Source organism: Mycoplasmopsis alligatoris A21JP2 (assembly GCF_000178375.1).
Classification (GTDB): Bacteria; Bacillota_I; Bacilli_A; order Mycoplasmatales; family Metamycoplasmataceae; genus Mycoplasmopsis; species Mycoplasmopsis alligatoris.
In genome coordinates, this window is record NZ_ADNC01000022.1 from 1 (window position 1) to 22,069 (window position 22,069).

General features: G+C 26.3%; 21 protein-coding genes and 1 pseudogene. 13 read left to right on the forward strand and 9 right to left on the reverse strand.

The annotated features are described in order from the left end of the window. The 3 genes from MALL_RS04340 to mnmG form a co-directional block, all read right to left on the reverse strand. The coding region (locus tag MALL_RS04340; RefSeq protein WP_005683635.1) for an ECF transporter S component at positions 1-266 on the reverse strand (266 nt) is incomplete at its 3' end. A gap of 90 nt (positions 267-356) precedes the next feature. Next, a complete protein-coding gene (locus MALL_RS02275) occupies positions 357-794 on the reverse strand; it encodes a 23S rRNA (pseudouridine(1915)-N(3))-methyltransferase RlmH (protein WP_005683651.1) in 438 nt (145 codons plus the stop codon). Further along, positions 784-2,622, reverse strand: coding sequence for a tRNA uridine-5-carboxymethylaminomethyl(34) synthesis enzyme MnmG (gene mnmG, locus MALL_RS02280; protein ID WP_005683642.1), 1,839 nt, complete (start codon positions 2,620-2,622; stop codon positions 784-786). The genes MALL_RS02275 and mnmG overlap by 11 nt, the downstream gene beginning before the upstream one ends. A gap of 80 nt (positions 2,623-2,702) precedes the next feature. Between mnmG and MALL_RS02285 the strand changes: the two genes are divergently transcribed. The 3 genes from MALL_RS02285 to MALL_RS02295 are packed head-to-tail and all read left to right on the forward strand — an operon-like array spanning position 2,703 to position 5,261. After that, positions 2,703-3,500, forward strand: a complete 798-nt coding sequence (locus MALL_RS02285; protein WP_005683629.1) for an NAD+ synthase — start codon at positions 2,703-2,705, stop codon at positions 3,498-3,500. 8 nt (positions 3,501-3,508) lie between these two features. Next, positions 3,509-4,243, forward strand: a complete 735-nt coding sequence (locus MALL_RS02290) for a YebC/PmpR family DNA-binding transcriptional regulator (RefSeq protein ID WP_005683615.1) — start codon at positions 3,509-3,511, stop codon at positions 4,241-4,243. A 1-nt stretch (position 4,244) separates the two neighbouring features. Continuing rightward, entirely contained in the window at positions 4,245-5,261 is a 1,017-nt protein-coding gene (locus MALL_RS02295) for a ZIP family metal transporter (protein WP_005683631.1), read from the forward strand. Positions 5,262-5,283: 22 nt separating this feature from the next. Here MALL_RS02295 and MALL_RS02300 read toward each other — a convergent pair whose 3' ends face one another. Continuing rightward, positions 5,284-6,228, reverse strand: coding sequence for a hypothetical protein (locus tag MALL_RS02300; RefSeq protein WP_005683655.1), 945 nt, complete (start codon positions 6,226-6,228; stop codon positions 5,284-5,286). Between the two features lie 166 nt (positions 6,229-6,394). On the opposite strand from MALL_RS02300, the gene dnaE reads away from it, so the two are divergent. The 7 genes and pseudogenes from dnaE to gap all read left to right on the forward strand — a co-directional run bounded on the left by dnaE (position 6,395) and on the right by gap (position 14,626). Beyond that, positions 6,395-9,316 carry a DNA polymerase III subunit alpha gene (dnaE, locus tag MALL_RS02305; protein ID WP_005683614.1) on the forward strand — a complete coding sequence of 974 codons (2,922 nt, stop codon included), beginning with the start codon at positions 6,395-6,397 and terminating at the stop codon, positions 9,314-9,316. Next, complete coding sequence (locus MALL_RS02310) at positions 9,316-10,194, forward strand: 5'-3' exonuclease (RefSeq protein WP_005683640.1); 879 nt, start codon at positions 9,316-9,318, stop codon at positions 10,192-10,194. The genes dnaE and MALL_RS02310 overlap by 1 nt, the downstream gene beginning before the upstream one ends. Next, entirely contained in the window at positions 10,188-10,745 is a 558-nt protein-coding gene (locus MALL_RS04280; protein ID WP_005683611.1) for a nucleoside/nucleotide kinase family protein, read from the forward strand. The genes MALL_RS02310 and MALL_RS04280 overlap by 7 nt, the downstream gene beginning before the upstream one ends. A 36-nt stretch (positions 10,746-10,781) precedes the next feature. Then, positions 10,782-11,756: a hypothetical protein gene (locus MALL_RS02320; RefSeq protein ID WP_005683647.1), complete on the forward strand. Its 975-nt coding sequence runs from the start codon at positions 10,782-10,784 to the stop codon at positions 11,754-11,756. Beyond that, a complete protein-coding gene (locus MALL_RS02325) occupies positions 11,746-12,645 on the forward strand; it encodes an ATP-binding protein (protein ID WP_005683628.1) in 900 nt (299 codons plus the stop codon). The genes MALL_RS02320 and MALL_RS02325 overlap by 11 nt, the downstream gene beginning before the upstream one ends. Next, positions 12,645-13,493: a methionyl-tRNA formyltransferase gene (gene fmt / locus MALL_RS02330; protein WP_005683633.1), complete on the forward strand. Its 849-nt coding sequence runs from the start codon at positions 12,645-12,647 to the stop codon at positions 13,491-13,493. The genes MALL_RS02325 and fmt overlap by 1 nt, the downstream gene beginning before the upstream one ends. Positions 13,494-13,630: 137 nt before the next feature. Further along, positions 13,631-14,626: pseudogene (gene gap / locus MALL_RS04345) on the forward strand (type I glyceraldehyde-3-phosphate dehydrogenase). 37 nt (positions 14,627-14,663) lie between these two features. Here gap and MALL_RS02345 read toward each other — a convergent pair. Continuing rightward, entirely contained in the window at positions 14,664-15,227 is a 564-nt protein-coding gene (locus MALL_RS02345) for a thymidine kinase (RefSeq protein ID WP_005683617.1), read from the reverse strand. A 70-nt stretch (positions 15,228-15,297) separates the two neighbouring features. Then, a complete protein-coding gene (locus tag MALL_RS02350) occupies positions 15,298-15,744 on the reverse strand; it encodes a hypothetical protein (RefSeq protein ID WP_005683657.1) in 447 nt (148 codons plus the stop codon). 322 nt (positions 15,745-16,066) lie between these two features. On the opposite strand from MALL_RS02350, the gene rpsD reads away from it, so the two are divergent. Together rpsD and rpmE are read left to right on the forward strand one after the other, a co-directional pair. Continuing rightward, positions 16,067-16,666: a 30S ribosomal protein S4 gene (gene rpsD / locus MALL_RS02355; RefSeq protein WP_005683637.1), complete on the forward strand. Its 600-nt coding sequence runs from the start codon at positions 16,067-16,069 to the stop codon at positions 16,664-16,666. A 16-nt stretch (positions 16,667-16,682) separates the two neighbouring features. After that, positions 16,683-16,892 carry a 50S ribosomal protein L31 gene (gene rpmE / locus MALL_RS02360; protein ID WP_005683638.1) on the forward strand — a complete coding sequence of 70 codons (210 nt, stop codon included), beginning with the start codon at positions 16,683-16,685 and terminating at the stop codon, positions 16,890-16,892. A 70-nt stretch (positions 16,893-16,962) separates the two neighbouring features. Here the strand turns inward: rpmE and MALL_RS02365 are convergent, their stop codons facing one another. The 3 genes from MALL_RS02365 to MALL_RS02375 all read right to left on the reverse strand — a co-directional run bounded on the left by MALL_RS02365 (position 16,963) and on the right by MALL_RS02375 (position 18,981). Next, a complete protein-coding gene (locus tag MALL_RS02365) occupies positions 16,963-17,418 on the reverse strand; it encodes a hypothetical protein (RefSeq protein WP_005683619.1) in 456 nt (151 codons plus the stop codon). Between the two features lie 137 nt (positions 17,419-17,555). Next, entirely contained in the window at positions 17,556-18,068 is a 513-nt protein-coding gene (locus MALL_RS02370) for a redoxin domain-containing protein (RefSeq protein ID WP_005683656.1), read from the reverse strand. A 97-nt stretch (positions 18,069-18,165) separates the two neighbouring features. Next, the gene (locus MALL_RS02375) at positions 18,166-18,981 is read right to left on the reverse strand and encodes a GNAT family N-acetyltransferase (protein ID WP_005683653.1); all 816 of its coding nucleotides are present in this window, start codon (positions 18,979-18,981) and stop codon (positions 18,166-18,168) included. A gap of 583 nt (positions 18,982-19,564) precedes the next feature. Here MALL_RS02375 and MALL_RS02380 point away from each other — a divergent pair. Next, on the forward strand, positions 19,565-21,943 hold the full coding sequence (locus tag MALL_RS02380; protein WP_005683639.1) for a phosphoketolase family protein: 2,379 nt from the start codon (positions 19,565-19,567) through the stop codon (positions 21,941-21,943). Positions 21,944-22,069: the final 126 nt, after the last annotated feature.

The following is a 22,069-nucleotide window of genomic DNA, read 5'->3' on the forward strand; positions in this document are numbered from 1 at the left end:
AAGAGCATTGATAATAAATCACTTAATAACCCAACAAAAAATCCTATAATAGGTCCAAAAATAAATCCAGTTATTTTTACAGGTAAACCAATAAAACTTATTTTAATAGTTGGTATTGAAACTATAGGTAAAAGTTGATTTCCAATTATTGTAAAAACAACAGCAATAGCAACTAAAATTGCAACAAAAACTATTTTTCTAATTGTTCATCTAGAAAAAATGCTTCATGTTTTTGTACTAGGTAACGCAGGAGGTTTTCTTTTCATAATTTAAAGTATATATATATTTATAAAAAAAATAAACAAATATCTTGTTTACTTACTATTAAAAAATTATTATTTTTTTACTTATTTTACTTATTTATGGTACTTTTTGTTATTTATTATACTAAAACCACGATAAATTTGTTCTGCAACTAAAACTTTAAAAAGTTGATGTGGGAATGTAAAGTCACTGACTTTTATTTTTGTAGCAAAATTGAATTTTTCTTCTATAACACCATCACTTCCACCAATAATAAATGTAATATTATCTTCATTTAAAAATGAAGAAAATTTTACACTATCATAAAACTTACCTTTTAATGAAAATAAGTATACTGTAGAGTTTTTGGGAATTCTTTCAAGAATCAATTCTGTTTCTTTTTCTTTTTTTAATTGTGTATTATTATCTTTTCTTTCTTTAATTTCTATTACGTTTAAATTTACATTAGAAGGTAATTTTGAAATATAAGAATTATATAAATCTAGAAACTTTTTTTCTAAACTTCCAACACTTATTAAATTAATTTTCACTTTTTTTCCTTGTGTTTAGATAAAATAAAATCATTTGAATGTCTGCTGGATTTATTCCGCTAATTCTTGAAGCTTGTCCTATTGTTAAAGGATTTATTTTTATTAGTTTTTGTTTTGCTTCAGTAGCTATGTTAGGAATTAAATTAAAATCAACATCTTTTGGTATTTTTAAGTTTTCTAATCTCAACATTTTAGCTGCATCCATTTTTTGTTTTTTAATATATCCATCTAATCTAACAGCAACAACTAAATCATTTTTAAATTCAAAATCGCCTAAAAAATCACTTGCATCCACTTCTGGTCGAGAAATGACTTTGATTAAAGATACTCCATTTGTAATACCATACTTAATAGCTAAAGGGTCTTTTGAAGAAATAAAAGTATTGTTTAATTCTTCAATTTTTTGTTCAATTTTATTGTATTTATCAACTATAAAATCATAATCACTTTTTTTGATTAACCCTATGTCATAGCCATATTTAGATAATCTCAAATCACTATTATCGTTTCTTAAAAGTAATCTATATTCAGCTCTTGATGTTAACATTCTATAAGGTTCTTTAGTCCCTTTTGTAACTAAGTCATCTATTAAAACACCAATATATGCTTCATGTCTTTTTAAAATAATCTGTTCTTTATTTTCTAAATATAAAGCGGCATTTATTCCCGCAATAAGACCTTGTGCAGCAGCTTCTTCATAACCACTGGTTCCATTTATTTGTCCAGCGCTAAATAAATTCTTAACTTTTTTAGTTTCTAATGTTGGCAATAAATCTAAAGGATTAAGTGCATCATATTCAATTGCATATGCCCATTTTTGAACTTTAGCATTTTCTAAACCAGGGATAGTTTTTATCATTTCTTTTTGAACTTCAATAGGCATAGAACTTGAAAAACCATTAACGTAAATTATTTTTCCATCATTTGTTTCTGGTTCAAAAAATATTTGGTGACGAGTTTTATCTCTAAAACGCATTATTTTATCTTCAATACTTGGACAATATCTAGGACCAACACCTTCAATTAAACCTGAATACATTCCAGATAGAGAAATATTTTTTTCAATAATTTTATGTGTTTTTTCATTTGTATAAGTCAAATAACAAGAAATTTGGTTTGGTAATTTGACACCTGAACGACTAGAAAAACACAGTGCACTATCATCTAATTTTTCTTTTTCAACTTTACTAAAGTCAATACTGTCAGCAAAAACTCTTGGTGGAGTTCCTGTTTTTAGTCTTTGTAAATCAAAACCGATTTTTTTAAGAGATTCGCTTAATAAATTTGTAGTTTTTTGTCCATCAGGTCCTGAATAAGTTATTTCAGAACCTCTTATTATCCTTGATGACATATATGTACCTGTTGTTATAACAACGACTTTTGCAAAATATTCTTCCCCATCTTCTGTTTTTATTCCGATTACTTGATTATTTTGATCTGTTAAAATTTCAACAACAGATTTTTCTACTAAAGTTAAATTTTCAGTTTCCTTAGCTTTTTTTAAAATTATTTGTGAGTATTTTTCTTTATCAATTTGTGCTCTAATCGCCCTTACTGCTGGTCCTTTTGATTCATTTAACATTTTGATTTGTATCATTGCTAAATCAGCAAAATAACCTTGCATTCCTCCAAGAGCATCGATTTCACGAGTAATTATTCCTTTTGCTGGACCTCCTATTGAAGGATTACAAGGCATCATTCCTAAATTTTTTAGATCAAAACTGAACAAAGCGCTCTTGTGTCCTTTATGTGCAAGTGCAAAAGCAGCTTCAATTCCAGCATGCCCTCCACCTACAATTATTGCTTCAAAATTAGTTGTATTTTTCATATGCTTTATTTTATAAAATTTTAAAAATAATGTATGTAAATATTTAATTTAAATTATAATTAAAAACATTAGGAGATAATGTGGAAAAAATAACAAAATACGTTAATGGTAAAGCTTTTTTTGATGAAAATGTTGCTAATAAATATATAAATTATTTAGTAAATTTCATAAAAGATAAAGTTAAAAGTGCAAATTTAAATGGGGCTGTAGTTGGTATCAGTGGCGGAATTGATTCTACACTAGTAGCGGCTCTTGCTAAAAAAGCTTTAGGTCAAAATTTTATAGGTGTTATTATGCCTATTAATGACATGTCACATGACTTAGAGCATATCAAAAAATTAGAAAAGAACCTAGAAATGAATTTTATTAGTGTTAACTTGCAAGAAACTAATTTGGCTATAAATAAGGCAATTAATGTAAAAAATTCACTTGCTATTGCTAATATTATGCCAAGATTAAGAATGACAACTTTATATGCAATTGCACAAGAAAATAATTCACTAGTTTTAGGAACTGATAATAAAGATGAATTTTTTATCGGTTACTTTACTAAATATGGCGATGGAGGAGTTGATATTTTACCTATTTGTCACTTAACCAAACAAGAAGTAAGATTTTTAGCTTCACTTTTAAATGTACCAAACGAAATTTTGGAAAAAAAACCTAGTGCCGGTTTATGAGAAAATCAAAGCGATGAAGCTGAATTAGGATTTAGTTACAAAGATTTAGATTTTTACTTAGATCACATTGAAGATCAAAAATTAATAAAAAAAACATTATCATCTACAACTATTAGTAAAATAGAAAAAATGCACAAAATTTCTCAACACAAAAGAGATGGTGCTTATCAACCGCTTGATGTTGATAAAATAGATTAGGAGAAAAAATGGCTGGACATTCACACTCGGCAAATATTGCACATAGAAAAAACGCACAAGATGCTGCAAGAGGAAAAATATTTCAAAAATTAAGTAAAGAAATATACGTTGCTGCTACTGGACAAGGTGGAGCTGATATAGAAACAAACCCTGCTTTAAAATTGGCAATAGCAAAAGCAAAAGCAAAAAATATGCCTAAAGACAATATCGAAAGAGCTTTAAATAAAGCAAAAGGTGATAAAAACTCATCTGCTTTTACTGAAATAGTATTTAACGCAACAGTACCAGGCGGAGTTACGTTTATGGTTGTAACTTTAAGTGATAATTTCAACAGAGTAACTTCAAATATTACAGCTTATTTTAATAAGCAAAACGCTGCATTAGGAAAAACAGGTCAAACTCCATTTTGTTTTGATAAAAAAGGAATTATTGAAATCTCTAAAGAATTAATTGACGAAGAATCATTAATGTTAGTGGCTATAGAAAACGGTGCTGATGATATTGAAGTTGAAGAAAACAGTTTTGTTGTTTTATGTCAACCTGATGCATTTAGCGATGTAAAAAATGCTATTGAAGAGACTTTAGGAGTTACAACTTTTATTCAATGCGAAGTAACTTATATTCCAAATACTTATACAGAAGTTACCCCAGAAAAACAAGCAAAATTACTTGATTTTATCAATAAGTTAGAAGACGATGACGATGTGCAAGAAGTTTTCCATAATATTGATATAATAGAGTAATATGTCTATTCAAGAAATAAAATACATTTTAAATAACGATAATCTAGCAAAATTTTTGCTAGTTTTAGTTTTTCTTTTAATAATAATTACTATTCCAGTTGCCATTGCTATTGCATTTCCATTACTAAAAAGTAAACTATCTGCTAAAAACAAAATTTACTTATATGCCTTTAGCACAGGTTTTTTCACAGTTTTAGCGCTTTTTGGTTTTATGCGTGAAGCTCTTGAAATATCATCTATATTTTCTGCTAAAACTTTTGGAGCAAACAATACTAATAAAATTTATTTAGTTAACATCGGAGTAGTTGCTGGTGGTGCATTAATGGGATTAATTTTTGCTTATTGTGTCAAGTTTTTTATTTCTTATAAAATACATAAAAAACTTTTAATGAATAAAAAAACTTCAATTTTTGTGCATGAACATGATCTAGGAACTGATTCTCATCACACCCATGAACATGCTGATCATATTTTTAACAGAGATGACTCTATAGAATCAGCAGAAAATGCTTTAACAAAAAAAACTGAAAGTAAATTAAAAATAATTGCCTTATTATTAATTTTAACCCATAGAATTCCTGAAGGATTTATTCTTGGTTATAACCTTAATTTAATTTTTGAAGATAAATCAAGTGGACTAACAATTGCTTTTATTATTTCGCTTATTTTGCACTTAATACCTGAAGAAATGATTTTTTACTACCGTTTAAGAGATTCAGGATTTAGCAAATGAAAATCTTTAGCTTTATCAATTTTATTTTTATTGCTATTTTTCCCATTTATGATGTTTGGTATTTATTTTGGTTCTTCAATAAATGAACACTGATGAATAAGAGCATTAATGCAATCAAGCATTGGAGGAATATTTATCTTTACTTCATTGGTTGAATTTTTCCCAGAGTTTTATCACAATAACATGGATAAGAAAAAATGATACATTACAATTGTTTGACTTTTAATAGGAATTATATTTAGTATATTTGTTTTATCGTTTCATACGCATGGACAAGGTTTATAAAAAATGCAGGAATCCCTGCATTTTAATCTAAACTTACTTTTCTAATACTTGCTAAATCTTGAATTTGTTTTATAACAAGTTCATAACGTTTGCTAAATTCTTGAGCTACACTGTTAAAAAATTCTTTAGAAGTAGCATCAAATCATTTTTTAAATTCAGCGATTTCGTTTTTAAATTGAATTAAATTTTTCTTTACTTCTTCTTTGTTTTTAAAGTTTTTAGTTTCAATGATTTTTTCATATTTTGCTATATCCAAGGTAAATAAAATATTTTTTATTAAAATATTGATATCAATAATAATATTTCCAAGTACATGAGCATGCTCATCTTTTCCATGACCTACATCAGGTATTTCGTTACTTGCATTTAAACGATTTTTTTGTGTACCTTCAAAATATACTTTATTAAAAATATGTCCAATAGTAAAGTTTTTAACTTTTTTTATTTCATCTTGTCATTTTTTATTTTCATTTAGAATTCCCTTTTCAAGGTTTGAATTCAATTCATTTAAACCTTTTAAATTTTCTGATCATTCAGAACTTTCATCAATAGCTTCTTTAATTACTCCAAGAGCATGATTTAATTGAAATACTAATTTTTCTTCAAAATTTTGTTCAAGTTCACCTAATGAATCATTCCATTCTTGTTGATCAACTGAACTTTTTAAAAGTTGATAAGTTCTTAATAATGAATTTGGTACAATTTGTTTTTTGTTTAAATCAGAACCAGTCACTTTAGCAAAAATATCTTTTAGAAAACTATTTTTTCCTTCATTTCATAAATGAATATCAAACAAGTCATTTTTTATATTTTTAATAGTATTGTTTATTTCTAAAATTTTTTCGTGTGAAAGTCTGTCGCTTTCATTTTTAATTGTTACTTGATTATTTGATTGACATGAAGCCACTATTAAAGGTGTAGCCAAAAGTGCTAAAGTAGCAATTTTTAATGCTTTAATTTTTTTCATATAACTCCTTATATTATTTATTAGCAATATTAAATATATTTTAATAGAAAAAACTAAAAACCAACAAAAAATTGGTAATTAAATTTTCACTTTTAGTAAATAAACAAGTCTTTTAAACCAAAAAAAATATTGTCCTTTATAATTATAAATATATTTAGGAGCAATCATGAAAACATACTATTTACATACTAATACAGAATACTCTTTTTTAAATTCAACAATTAAATTAACTGAACTTTTTGAATTGGCAAAACAGAAAAATATTTCAGCTTTATCAATGACAGATATCAATAATATGTTTGCGTTAGGAGAGTTTCTAAATTTATCAAAACAATATCAAATTAAACCATTAATAGGAATTGAAATTGAACAAAAAAATGTAAGTTTTATGGTCTTTGCTAAAAATTATGATGGGTATGTTTTGTTAAATAAAATAGCTTTTGAAGTATCAAAAAATATTGAATTAAATATCGATTTATTTAATTCAAATAACTTAATTATTATTGATCATTTAACAAACGGATTTGTGGCAAAAGGAATAGAAATTCCTTTTAAAAATAATTTTTGATTTAATTCAAAAAAATTATTAAATGACCAAACAATCTATGCTCCAGTCAAAAAAGTTCTATTAAAAAACCAAAATCAAGCTCTTAAAGCATTACAAAGCACTGGAAATAATAAAGTTTATGATTTTGAATATGAAGATTATTTTAATGACAATGACTTTAAAGATGTAAATATTTTAGTATTACAAAACATAAAGAAACTTGTTGAATCTATTGATATAAAAATACCAGATAATTCTTTAAAATTAGCTCAATTTAAAACAGATATTGAAAATGATCAATATTTATATATGTTATGTTTAAATTCACTAAAAAAATTAGAAAATGAATTTGCTTCTTTTGATAAAACTTTTGTTTTAGAACGTTTAAATTTTGAATTTGAAACAATTAAAAAATTAGGTTTTGTCAATTATTTTTTAATTATTAATGATGTTTTAAGTTATGCAAGAAAAAACGGAATTTATGTAGGGCCTGGAAGAGGCTCAGCTGCTGGTTCTTTAATTTCATTTTTACTTGAAATTACTCAAATAAATCCTTTAAAATACAATTTACTTTTTGAAAGATTTTTAAATATTCAAAGAGTTAGTTTACCAGATATTGATATTGATATTCAAGATGATAGACGTGATGAAATCGCTCAATATATAGTAGAAAAATATGGGTATCAAAACACTGCGTTTATTTCAACTTTTCAATCAATTGGCGCAAAAATGGCTATAAGAGATATAGGTCGTTATTTAAATATACCACTAAAAAAAGTTGATAGTATTTCTAAATCCATTGACTTGAATGAAGATTTAAAAACAGCTTCTAAATCTAATCGAAGTTTTAAAGCCGAAATTGAAGAATTGCCAGAACTTTTAGAGCTAGCTTTACAAATTGAAGGCCTACCAAGACAACAAGGAATGCATCCAGCAGGAATTATTATTTGTGATCGAGAAATTACCAATATTGCTCCTACACACGCAAATACAGCTAACATGGCACAAGTACAATTAACTTTAAATAACTTAGAAAAATATGGTTTATTGAAAATAGATTTTTTAGGATTAAAAACATTAAGTATCATTCGTGATATAGAAAGTGTTATTCCAGAAGAATATAAATTTGACTTTTTACTTAAAAATAATCCCTCAATTTTGAACAACAATGATACATTTAGAATATTAAACGAAGGATTAACCGAAGGAATTTTTCAACTAGAAAGTCCAGGTATGAAAAGCGCTATTAAAAAAGTTGAAATTGATTCATTTAATGATTTAGTTGCAATAATTTCTTTATTTAGACCTGGACCAATGCAATTCATAAATGACTATGCCAAAGGTAAAAAAGATTCTAAATTAATCGAAAAAATTCATCCCCTTTACGATGAAATTGTAAAAGAAACATTTGGAGTTATAGTTTATCAAGAACAAATAATGCAAATTGTACAAAAAGTTTCAAATATGTCTTTTTCTCAAGCGGATTTATTAAGAAGAGCTATTTCTAAAAAAGACGAAAATTTAATTCATTCTGGTAAAAAAGAATTTATTCAAAATGGTTTAAAAAACAATATTGAATTAAATGTTTTAGAAAAAATATATAAACGTATTGAAATGTTTGCTGATTATGGTTTTAATAAATCACATGCAGTTGCTTATGCATATTTAACCTATAAAATGGCATATTATAAAACAAACTATAAAAATGTTTTTTATCGTGCTTTAATCACTAGTGCAAATGGTACGCATTTAACTATAAACAAGTATGTTAAAGAAACAAAAAAGATAAATTTACCAGTTGCTAGTCCAGATATAAACCGTTCTAAAAATTATGTTGTAGTATCAGGTGGAATATTATTTTTACCTATCAATATGATAAAAGGAGTAGGTGGAGCAGCTTTAAGTAAAATTCTTGAACAAAGAGATAAAAATGGAGTTTTTAATTCATTTTTTGAAACATATTTAAGACTTAGACTTGCAGGAGTGGGAGAAGCTATTTTATTATTATTAATTAAATCTAACACCTTAAGAATATTTGGAAACTGCGCTGCTTTATTAAATTCTCTATCGCTTGCTAAAAATTATTTTGAAACATTTAAATTAAAAATGACAAGGCAAAAAATTGATGAAACCAACTATGATCAAGAACTATTAGAATTTATAAAGAGTAATGATCTAAGTGATCAAAAACTAATTTTAAGTGATCGTGAAATCGATTTAGAAGCCGATTATGAACTAGAATTACTAGGAAATAAATACAATGCTTTTTTAACTAGCGAATACGAAAACGAAATCAAGTTATTTAATTTTCCAGCTGAAATAGAGCGCAAAATTGCTGTAGTAATTGATAAATTTATCTGTATGCCACAGAACAATTATTGCACTTTATATTTAAGTGACTCAAGTGATCAAGTTAGCTTATTCATAAGTAAATCAGAACAAGGTAACTATATTGATGCACCAAAAAATAGACCAATAAAAGTAAAATTATATAGAAGTTTAAAAAACAAATTTTACATAAAAGAATGAGAGGCAATTTAATGAAAGATAAATTTTTACTAATCGATGGAAACTTGATGCTTTTTCAATCTTTTTATGCGACATATAACCCTAACAATTCGTATGTAATGCAGTCACAAAGTGGCATTACAACAAATGGAATTTACCAATTTTTTAGAACACTTTACAATTTATTAAATAGTGTTAAGCCCAAATATATTTTTATAGCTTTTGATGCTAAAGAAAAAACTAATAGACATTTAATCTATCCAGAATATAAAGCAGGAAGAAGAAAAGCACCTGAAATTATTTTTGAACAATTTCACTATACTAAAGAATTATTATCAAAACTTAATATCCCTTCAAGTGAAATTAATGGCGCAGAAGCAGATGACTTAATTGCTACTTTGAGTAAAATACAAGATGTAGAAAAAATAATTTTTTCAAAAGATCAAGATTTATTACAACTTGTAAATGATGATATATCTATATTATATAGAGACACTTTTTCTAACCAATATTCTAAAATTACTAAAGATAATTTTGAAGAAAAATATCTAATTAAACCAAATCAAATTCCTGACTATAAAGCCATTAATGGCGATAATAGCGATAATTTGCCAGGTGTTAAGGGAATTGGTAAAATTGGTGCTATAAAACTATTAAAAGAATTTGGAACTTGACAAAATATTTACAATAATTTAGACAAACATTCCACAACTGTACAAAAAAAACTGGTTGAATCACAAGAAATGTCAAAACTTTGCTATGACTTAGCAAAATTAAACTATGATGTTGAAGAACTAGACTTAAATTTAGAAAATTATTTTTTAAACATTAATTATCAACAAGCAAAAGATTTATTTTTAGAACTAGGTTTAGAAAATGTTCTAGCAAGATTAGAAAGTATAAAATGATAGCAATTATTGGACAAGTAGCTGCTGGAAAAAGTCTACTTTTACATAATTTAAATAAATTAGGATACAAAACTTTTTCATGTGATGTCTTTGTACATGAGCTTTATGAAAAAGAATTTTTTATTGAACAAATAAATAATTTAATAAATAAAAAAACAAAACACTTAAAAGAAGAAATTATTGCATGATTAAAGACAGATAAAAACAATATTTATAAACTAGAAAATATCGTTTTTCCACATGTTTATAGGCATTTACAAAACAATTCATATGACTTTGTAGAAATACCTGTTTTGCAAAGTTTAAATTGAGATTTTAGCACATTTTTTAAAGCAATTATAAAAGTGGTAATTTCAGAAGAAAAAAGAGAGCAAAATTTAAAATTTCGAAATGTTAATAACTCACTCTATGATGAATTAAATCAAAAAAACCATACTTTTTTAAACAAAAATGAGCTTTTTAACGCTATACCTATTGTTAATATCTCCTATGAAAATGTAAAAACTATACAAGAAAATGATCTTTTTTTTAGGCATATTAAACATTATTTATAAAATATTATTAAACGCAACAAACAAGGAGAATAACTGATGAACAAGATAGTAAGATACCCATTTTTTATAATTGAAAAAGATAATTTAATCAATAACGAAGATTTGAGTAACTTACGTAAGTTTTATCTTCCTTTTTTAGGTTCAAATACAATTGTTTTATATGAATATTTAAAAGATTTATCAAGTAATGTAACTAGATATATTTCGCCTTATGACTTAACTTCTTTATCTTTATATTTAGGGATGTCAAGCCAAGAAGTAGAAAAAGCAAGAATCTTATTGGAATCTGTATCGTTATTAAATACATATCAAAATGATGAAGAAGCTAAAACCGTTTTTGTGCTGCAAAAACCTTTAAATAATGAAACATTTAAGAAAAATCCGTTATTAAGTGTTCATTTAAAAAATAAAATAGGTACACAAAACTATAATCGTTTAGTAGGCAATCTTATTGTTCAAAAAAATAGAAAATACTATGAAGAGATTTCTGCTAATTACTTTGATGTTTTTGATATTCAAGAAGATAAAAATGCAGAAAATGCCTTAACTAAATTATTTATCGAAGCTGGAAAACAGCTTAAATCAAAAGAAGAAGAAAACGCAATGATGAAAAGTGTAAAATTTCAAAACACTTTAAACTTAGAAAATAATGAATACACTAATTTATACGAAGCTGCTTTAAAATTAAGTTCACCTAGTTTTTTTGTGCAATTACTTAAAAGAGATGCAACTGATGAAGAAAAAGAAAAAATTGAACTATGAGAGTGTAAATTATTAAATCAACAAATGGTTAATATTGTTCTTTTATTAAGTTTTTATATCAATGACCGTCTTTCTTTAAGACATACTGATTCATTAGTTAATGAAATAGCAAACAGAAAAATTGATAATTTAGAAGATTGTGAAGCTTATTTAGACAATAAATTTGAAAACGGATATTCAGCTTCTGCTTTTAAAAAGAAATATTTACTAAAAATTTCTTATCTTGAAGGATTAAGAAATGATCAATAAAAATTTAAATAAATTTATAACATTTAATGAAGAATTACCCTTTGAAGATCACGTAAAAGAAACAATATTAAAAATGAGATCAGTGCAAAAATTTTCTTATTTATTAAATAAAAGCAATATTACTGACCAAGAAATAGCAGATAATTTTTTCAAATTTTTTGAATCATATAAAAGCATTCATTTATTTCGAAACCAAGCGCAAATCTTGGTTTTTGCTCGTAATGAACAAACAAAGAAAATCGAATTTAATTTTATTTATAATGACAACGAAATCGGCTTACAAGAAAAAATAAAAAGTCAATTATGGTTAAAAGATCTTTGAAAATTAGACATGAAGGCAGATATTGATTTTATTCACAATACTGCTCAAAAAAAGACTATTTTTAATTATATTAATGATGTTTTTTTGTCATATTTACAAAATTATAAAAATATTCCAACTATAAAGAGTATCTATATAAGTGGTAGTGCTTATTCCGGAAAATCATATATTTTAAATTCTTTAGCTAAAAAAGCTGCCATAAACGGGTTTAGTGTAGTGCTTTTAGAAACGCCACATCTTTTTAATACAATGATTAAAACTTTTAAAGAAAATAATAATTATTCACAAATAGTTGAAGAAAAACTTAAAAATGTTGACATTTTATTTTTAGACAGATTAGGAGATGAATCCAGATCAGAATGATTTATTACCAACTTTTTAATTTCAATTTTAGATTATCGATTAAAAAATAAAAAATTGACATTCTTTGCTAGCGAGTACCCTCTTAAACAATTAGAAAAAAAATATAGAAAAATGTATATCAACGAACCTAATAAAATTAATCGTTTTTTTAAGGCAATAGAAATTTTAATATATAGAGATGTGAGTATAGGAGAAAGTAAATAATGAGAGAAAAAATTAAAATTTTACTTGCTGGAACACCTGTTTTTTCAGTACCTATTTTTGAAGAAGTGATAAATAATTTTGAAGTGGTAGGAATTATTTCACAACCAGATAAACCACATAATCGTGGTTACACTCTTAGTGAAACACCAACTAAAATTTTGGCAAAAAAACATAATATAACACTTTTTCAACCTGAAAAAATTTCCCAAATATACGAAGAATTAAACCAAATGGATTTTGATTTTTTGCTAACTGCAGCTTTTGGCCAGTATATACCAAGTAATATTTTAGAATTGCCTAAGATAGCTTCAATTAACATTCACGGTTCACTTTTACCTAAATACAGAGGCGCTGCACCTATTCAATATAGTTTGTTAAACGGTGACAACGAAACTGGTATTTCATTAATTTACATGACTAAAAAAATGGACGCAGGAAAAATACTAAAAGTTGCTAAAATCCCTATAAACAAGACAGATACATCTGATTCTATGTTTATAAAAATATCAGAACTTGCAACAAAAAATATTACACAATGACTTAAGGATCTATATTATAAAAACTTTACTGAAACTGAACAAAATGAAGAATTAGTAACATTATCACCAAAATTAGAAAAAGAAGATTCACTACTTTTAAATACAGATTCTATGAAAACAAATTTCAACAAAATTAGAGCATTTAGTTCAAATCCAGGTGCATACATTTTAAATAATAATAAAAGAATAAAAATCTATTATGCAACAGATCAAAAAACTAAAAATGTCCCAATAATAGAATGTTCTGATGGACAATTATTCGCTTTAGACTATCAATATGAGTCAAAAAAACGAATAAAATTGTCTTAAATTGTAATTGTTACCATAAAATATTTTTTCAAAAAAATAAATTTATGAACGTTACTTTTATATACATATATAATTAAAAAGTATAATTTTATACACAATAAATATATTTATTAATAAACAAAAATCGAAAGGTTTATATGAAAAAAATCGCAATTAATGGATTCGGAAGAATCGGAAGATTAGTTCTACGTCGTTTATTAGAAACAAAAACAAAGAACTAGAAGTTGTTGCTGTTAACGATTTAACAGACCCAGTTACATTAGCTCACTTATTAAAATATGATACAGCTTTTGGAACATTAGGAGTAGAAGTAGATCTTAAAGAAAACTCTATCGATGTAAAACGTAAAAGAAATTAAGTATATTGCTGAAAAAGACCTGAGCATTACCATGAAAGCATTAAGACTCGATTAGTGTTAGAATGTACAGGATCTTTGTAAAAGAGAAGGAGCTGGTAAACACTTAAAAGCTGGAGCTAAAAAAGTTGTTGTTTCAGCACCTGCTGGAAGTGACGTTAAAACAATCGTTTATAACGTTAACCATAAAACATTAGAAGCAAGTGATGAAATTATTTCAGCTGCTTCATGTACAACAAACTGTTTAGCACCTGTTGTTAAAGTTTTAGTTGATAACTTTGGTTTAGAATCAGGGTTCATGACAACAATTCACTCATACACAGGAGACCAAAGACTACAAGATGCACCTCACCGTGACTTACGTAGAGCTAGAGCTGCTGCAGTTAACATGGTTCCTACATCAACAGGAGCTGCTAAAGCTATTGGTTTAGTTATTCCTGAAGCTGCTGGAGTATTAGATGGTTCAGCAATTCGTGTGCCAACATTGACAGGATCATTAGTTGACTTAACAGTTAAACTTAAAAAACAACCTACAGTTGAAGAATTAAATGCTGCTTTTGCTAAAGCTGCAAATGAATCAATGAAATATGAAACAGCACCAATCGTTTCATCAGACATTGTTGGTTCATCATATGGATCAATATTTGACCCAGAATTAACATCAGTTCTAAAAACAAAAGACGGAAGCCTTTACAAAATGTTTTCATGATATGACAATGAAATGTCATACGTTTCACAATTAGTTAGAACAGTTGATTACTTTGCTAAATTAAAATAATTGATCAAAAAAAATACGGATTCAAACCGTATTTTTTTTATCTTCTTGCCATTCCTTTTTGGTGACAATGTCAACATCTTGCTTCATATTCACTATCGCCTAAAAGATTTTGTTCGTTGGATTTAACTTTCCTGTAGGTAAATGCAGCAGATGAATGACATTTAAAACAAACTGCTTTTAATTTTAAAACTTCATCACTTAAAGCCATAATTGCTGGAACTACTCCAAAGGGAAGTGCCATAAAATCCATATCTAAACCACTAACTATTATTCTGATTCCTCTTGTTCTTAACTCTTGAACAACTTGTATAATTCCTTCATCAAAAAAGTTTAATTCATCAATTGCTACAGCTTTATATGTATTATCAATAGCTTTTAAAATTTCACTTGAATCTTTTACTGCAATTGCTTCAATTTCAGAACCGTTTCTACTCACTATTGAAGTTGCTTTAAATCTTGTATCAAAAGCAGGTTTTATAATTAAAGTTTTAATTTTAGCAATACTTAAAATGTTTATTCTTTTAAGCAACTCCTCACTTTTTCCTGAAAACATTGGTCCGGTTATGACTTCTATTGTTCCATCGTTGTGTTTTAAAAACATTTTTACCCCCTAAATATGTTTATTATTTTAATATATAAGCTAAAAATTAAATAAAAAATTCCTTAAATTCTTAAGAAACTTCTTCTTCAACTTCAACTACTTGTGTAAATATTGGTTTGGCTAATTTTTCATCTTTAAAGTTATTAAAATTTCTTTTTAACAAAATCAATTCTACTATCAAGACAAAAACAAAAAATAATCCAATTAATAACAAAATAAAGTCTTTTCTTAAATCAACTTTTTTAGTAAAAACTAATAAATTTATTACAAAAATTGACATTATTAAATAAAACAAAATACAAAAAAGAGAAATTGTAACAACTAAATTTTTTATTATTATTGTTAAAATTTTTAAAGCCTCTGATGATTCTTCATTAAAGACTATAAAAACAACTAAAGCTACTCCTAAAATAACTGTGGAAAACAAAAATATTGTTGAAAAAAATAATGCTTGTGTTGCTTTTTTTGAACCTTTATCTAGTTCTTCATTAGTTAAATTTAGTATAGCATTATTCATTTTTCCTCCAATTTCGATATGATTATATCAATTTCGACATAAATATTATAAATACGTTAAAATAAAAAAAATAATTGAAAAATTTACCATAAAATTTATTAGCCTATAGTATAGTTAAATAAGTCAATAAAAAAGTCATTGATATGATTAGGTTTTTTAAAAATAATTGATAAAATAATAAAGCATATAAGCAGCAGCTTTTTATAAGCTATTAATAATTTTATTTTGTTTAGATTTGCAAGTAACTTTGCTGTAAAAGTGAGTGCATTGAAATAAAATTAATTACTTAGAAAAAAGCCCTTTAATGCAGAAAGAGGAAATTATGGCAAGATATACAGGCCCAGTGTTCAAAAAATCTCGTCGTTTAGGTTACTCAATCCTTGAAACAGGTAAAGAATTTGCAAAAGGAAAGAAAAGAACTTACGCACCAGGTCAACACGGAAACAAAAGAGTTAAGTTATCAGATTATGGTTTACACTTATACGAAAAACAAAAAGTTAAATATGTTTTTGGAGTAAGTGAAAAACAATTAAGAAAAGCTTATGTAAAAGCAACAAAATTAAAAGGTATTACAGGTACAAACTTATTACAAGTACTAGAAAGCCGTTTAGACAACTTAGTTTATAGAGCAGGATTTGCTCAAACAAGAAGACAAGCACGTCAACTTGTTAACCACAACCACTTTTTAGTTGATGGTAAAAAAGCTGACATTCCTTCAATGTCAATTAAATTAGGTTCAGTCGTTACACTAAAAGAAAAAACACAAAAGAACGTTCAAGTTACAGATGCATTAGCAAATAAACCAGCTGCAGCATGATTAACAAGAAAAGACTTTACAGTTAAATTTGACAGATTACCAGAAAGAAACGAAATGCATGTAGAAATTAAAGATGCATTAATCGTTGAGTACTACGCTAAATAGTATTAAAGGAATAAATATGAAAAAAAATGTACACCCACAATATTTCGTAGTTGAAGCAACTTGCTCAACATGTCAAAAACAATTCAAATTTGGATCAACAAAAAAACAATTTAGTGTAGACGTTTGTTCAGGATGTCACCCAATTTACACAGGTAACAAAGCTCAAGTTAAAGCAACAGGAAGAGTTGATAGATTTAACAAAAGACTTGAAAAGAAAAACAAATAATAATTTAAAAAAAGCCATTTGGCTTTTTCTTTTTTTATTTGTTTATAGAAAAATAAATAATTTAAAAGTATTATTCTTGAACTACTTTATCATCTATATTAATCGGTTCACTAACCATTTGTTCTTTTTGTTTTAATGTTAAGTTTAATAATTTATATAATTTTATTAATCCTACTAATCCTACAATCGGAATAAATAAGCCTACTATTAAAAGAATAAAAATTGATTCACATTCTTTATTTGAAATAAAAGCAATCAGTAAAATAGTCAATATAATTGCAACCAGTCCTAAAAGCCCAAATATCACTACTAAAATATTAGTAAAAGCATAAAATGGTAAGTTTTTAAAAAATTCTTCACCATCAAATTGATTTTTAGTTAAAGTTATAGATAAAATGACTATATAAGCAACAATTAGCATTAGTGAAAAAAATATTGACATTAACGAAAGTATAATAGCTGAATAAGTATATTTTTTTTGTGTATGCAATTTTTCATTGCTTACACTTAATAATTTGTTTTCCATAGATTCTCCTTAATTTATATTATATATAATTAGCAAATTATTATAAAAAAACTTAGTAATTACCACAAATTTAACCAAAAAATAGCAATTTTACTGTTTTGAAAATAAAAAGCCAATTGTTTAAATTGGCTCTTATATTATTTTGCTTTACTATTACTTATTTTTTCCATTGCTATTGTTAATTTTTCAAAATCAATGTTTTCTCTGATTTGTGTATTAATTTGTTTATAAACAACTTTGTTTTCTTTATCTAAAATAAATACACTTCTATTAAATAATTGTAATTCATTAATTAATAAGTGAGTTTCATTAGCAACTCTTTTTGTTAAGTAATCTGAATACATTTTAATTTCACCTACTGGGTGTTCAGTCATGTATGATGCAAGAGCAGTTGGTAAATCTAATGAATATGAAATATAGTTAAATTCAGGATATTCCTTTGAAATTTCAGCTAATCTTAAAATTTGTAGGTCGCAAACTCTAGTATCAATTGATGGCAATGTTGTAAAAACTGTGTATTCGTTTTTAAATTCTGGTGTAGATTCAGTAAAACTTCCTGCTAAAACACCTGTTAGGTCTAATTTAGTACCAATTTTGATGTCTTCACCGTTACTTGTTACTTCTCTTTCTCCAAATAATAATTTTTTCATAAATTCTCCTTTATTTATAATTTAAGATATACAAATAATAACATAAAAAACTTACTATTTTTTGAAAAATACATGTTTTACTAAAAAAAATAAGGCTTTATTTACTTTTTGGATTCATTACATATAAGTATAACTTATCTAAAAGTTCAAAACCTAAATTTAAATACATTTGTTTTGCAATAGGACTATCAGTAAATAAAAGTGGTGTTAATTTTTTGTTATTAACTATGTGATAAACTAAATTTTTTAAACAATCACTAGCATACTTATTTTTACGATATTCTTCTAAGCAAAATACACCCGTTATACATGCAACTTTATCGCTTCATGAATCAGAACTTGCTGAAGCTATAATTTTGTTGTCTTTTTTTATCACATAAGAAATAAAAGTATTATTTTTTAACTTTTCTGTATAGTTTTTCAAATCATCATCCGATGAATTTCCAAGCATCTTAAACTCATTAATCTGTTTTTTTGATTCTAAAAAAGCTGCTACATCTTCTACTAAAAGAGGTTTTGATTGAAAATTCTCTCTAGTAAAATTTTTATAATTAAAAGCTAAAGCTTCTTCAGTTTTTAAGTAATATTTTGTTTTAGAAAAATCTAAATAATTTTTGAATTGTCCTTGTGTATAGTCATCTAAGCATAAAACATTAACTATTTCATGTAAACTGTTTAGCTTAAATAAGTCTTGGTAATTTAATTCAGAAGTTGTGTATATCAATAATGTTTTAAAATAAACCAAATATATAGAATTTATCTTATTATCTTGCTCAGAAAAGTAAACAAATGTATCCTTATGACCTTTTTTTCAATACAATTCTATATCACCAATAATAAAAAAATTGTTAAGTGGTTTTTCGTTAGCTTTTTGTAAAATTCGCTCAATATCTTTTTGCTCTGCTTTTTTCATAATAGTAATAATAGCAAAATATTTTTTATTTTTTTGGGTAAAATGCCCGTTTTTTAGGATTTTTTAATTAAAAATTCAAAATTTAGATATTACTTTTTCATAATATATAATTTATATGTTAGGGAACAAATGTAAAAATAATTATATTTAACATCTTTGCCATTTACGGTTAAATATATTACATACCTAACACTATAGTTTAATCATTGTTGTGTATAAAAAATATTGACTACGCTTGTAAAATATTTTGCCATCGAATCTCATCACTCTTTTAATATTAAATCATAATAAAAACATAAAATAGCTGGTTAAACTGTAGAAAATAAATCATAAATATAAATAAACTAATTCTTTTCCTTATATAGGTCGTTTAGTAAATTAAACATTATTATTTAAATTAATAAAAAAATATAACGTTATTTAATCCTTTGCCTTGTAATTAAATAACCGTTATATATTTTTTTACTCTTTTTATGCAATTGTTTCCAAAAAATTAGAAAAAATATATAATATTAAAGCATATTATAACTAGCCAATTTTGGCTATTTAAAATGCGACAATAATAATATTGGAGTTAAAAAAAATGAAAAAAAATACTTTCGATACACAAGATTATTTAGATAAAGTTGATGCTTGATTTAGAGCAGCTAATTATTTATCTGTTGGTCAAATGTATTTAAGAAATAATCCTTTACTAAGAAGCAAAATCACAAGCGATGACGTAAAAGTCTATCCTATAGGTCATTGAGGAACAATTCCTGGACAAAATTTTGCTTATGCACACTTAAATAGAGTTATTAATAAATATAACTTAAACATGTTTTACATCGAAGGACCAGGGCATGGTGGTCAAGTTATGACATCAAATTCTTACTTAGATGGGTCATATACAGAACTTTTCCCTCATGTTACACAAGATGTAGCTGGAATGAAACATTTATTTAAATATTTCTCATTCCCTGGTGGAACAGCTTCACATGCTGCACCAGAAACACCTGGGTCAATTCATGAGGGAGGTGAATTAGGATATTCTCTTTCACATGCTACTGGAGCTATTTTAGATAATCCGAATGTAATTGCTGCAACAATAGTTGGAGATGGTGAAGCAGAAACCGGACCTTTAGCAGCAAGTTGATTTTCAAACTCATTTATCAACCCTGTAAACGATGGTGCAGTTTTACCAATTCTACATTTAAACGGAGGAAAAATTTCTAACCCTACTATATTATGCAGAAAAAGTAATAAAGAATTAACTGATTATTTTGCAGGTATGGGTTGAGAAGCTGTATTTGTTGAGGGATCAGACGAAAAAGAAATGCACAAAGTTATGGCTCAAAAACTTGACTACGTAATAGAAAAAATTCAATCAATTCAGAACGAAGCAAGAAAAAAACCTGCTAATCAAGCAACAAGACCTATTTGACCTATGATGGTTTTAAGAACACCAAAAGGTTGAACTGGACCTGATTCATGAAATAAAGACAAAATTGTAGGAAGCTTTAGAGCTCACCAAGTTCCTATTCCTGTAAACTCAGCAAATATGGAACATATTGACGCTTTATTAGACTGATTAAAATCATATAAAGTTGATAATTTGTTCGATAAAAATGGAAAACTTGTAGACGAAATTGCACAAATTGCGCCTAAAGGTGATCAAAGAATGGGTATGAATCCAATTACTAATGGAGGATTAAACCCTAAAAAATTAGTAATGCCTAGATGACAAGATTTTGCCTTAAAGTTCTCTAAACCAGGTGAATTAGTGAATCAAGACATGGTCGAATTAGGAACATACTTTGCAAAAATGATGGAATTAAATAAAGATAATTTCAGACTATTTGGACCTGATGAAACTAAATCAAATCGTTTATACAATGTATTTAAAGTTACTAAGCGTCAATGATTAGAACCTATTAGTCCTATTTTAGATGAAGCCTTAAGTCCAGAAGGTCGTGTAATTGATTCACAACTTTCTGAACATCAAGCTGAAGGATTTTTAGAAGGATATGTATTAACTGGAAGACATGGGGTTTTTGCAAGTTATGAATCATTTTTAAGAGTAGTAGATTCAATGTTAACTCAACACTTAAAATGACTTAAAAAAGCAAAAGATGTTCATTGAAGAAATGACTATCCATCTTTAAACGTTATTGCAACTTCAACCGCTTTCCAACAAGATCACAATGGTTATACACACCAAGATCCAGGTTTAATTGGTCATTTAGCTGATAAAACTCCTGAAATTATTCGTCAATATTTACCAGCGGATACAAATACTTTATTAGCTGTAATGGACAAATCATTAAAAGAAAGAAATGTAATTAACCATATTATAGCTTCAAAACAACCTAGAGAACAATTCTATTCAGAACAAGAAGCAGCCGAATTAGTTGAAAAAGGACTAAAAGTTATTGACTGAGCTTCAACTACAAAAGGAAACGAAGAACCAGAATTAGTTGTTGTTGCTGCCGGAACAGAACCAAACTTAGAAGCTTTAGCTGCTGTAACAATTCTTAATAAAGAATATCCAAGCCTAAAAATTAGATTTGTTAATGTTGTAGATTTAATGAAATTAAGACATCCTTCACTTGACCCTAGAGGTTTAAGCGATAAAGAATTTGATGCAATTTTCACTTCTAATAAACCTATAGTGTTTGCATTCCATGGTTATGAAGGAATTTTAAGAGACATGTTCTTTAAACGTAATAATCACAATTTAATTACACATGGTTATAGAGAAAATGGTGACATTACAACATCATTTGATATTCGTCAATTAAGTCATATGGACAGATTCCACATAAGCGCTAGCGCTGCAAAAGCAGTTTATGGAAATAAAGCTCAAGAATTTGAAGATAAAATGATACAAACAATCGATTTCCATACAAAATATATTCGTGAATATGGAACTGATATTCCTGAAGTTAAAGAATGAAAATGAGCTGATTTAACAAGAAAATAATAATCAAAAGCAGAGTCAATAAATTGACTTTGTTTTTTATATTAACTTTTAATATGAAAAAGTTTTTCATTTTAATGAATAGATAATTCAAAATACTTATAATAGTAATTCTAAAAATTTTACCTA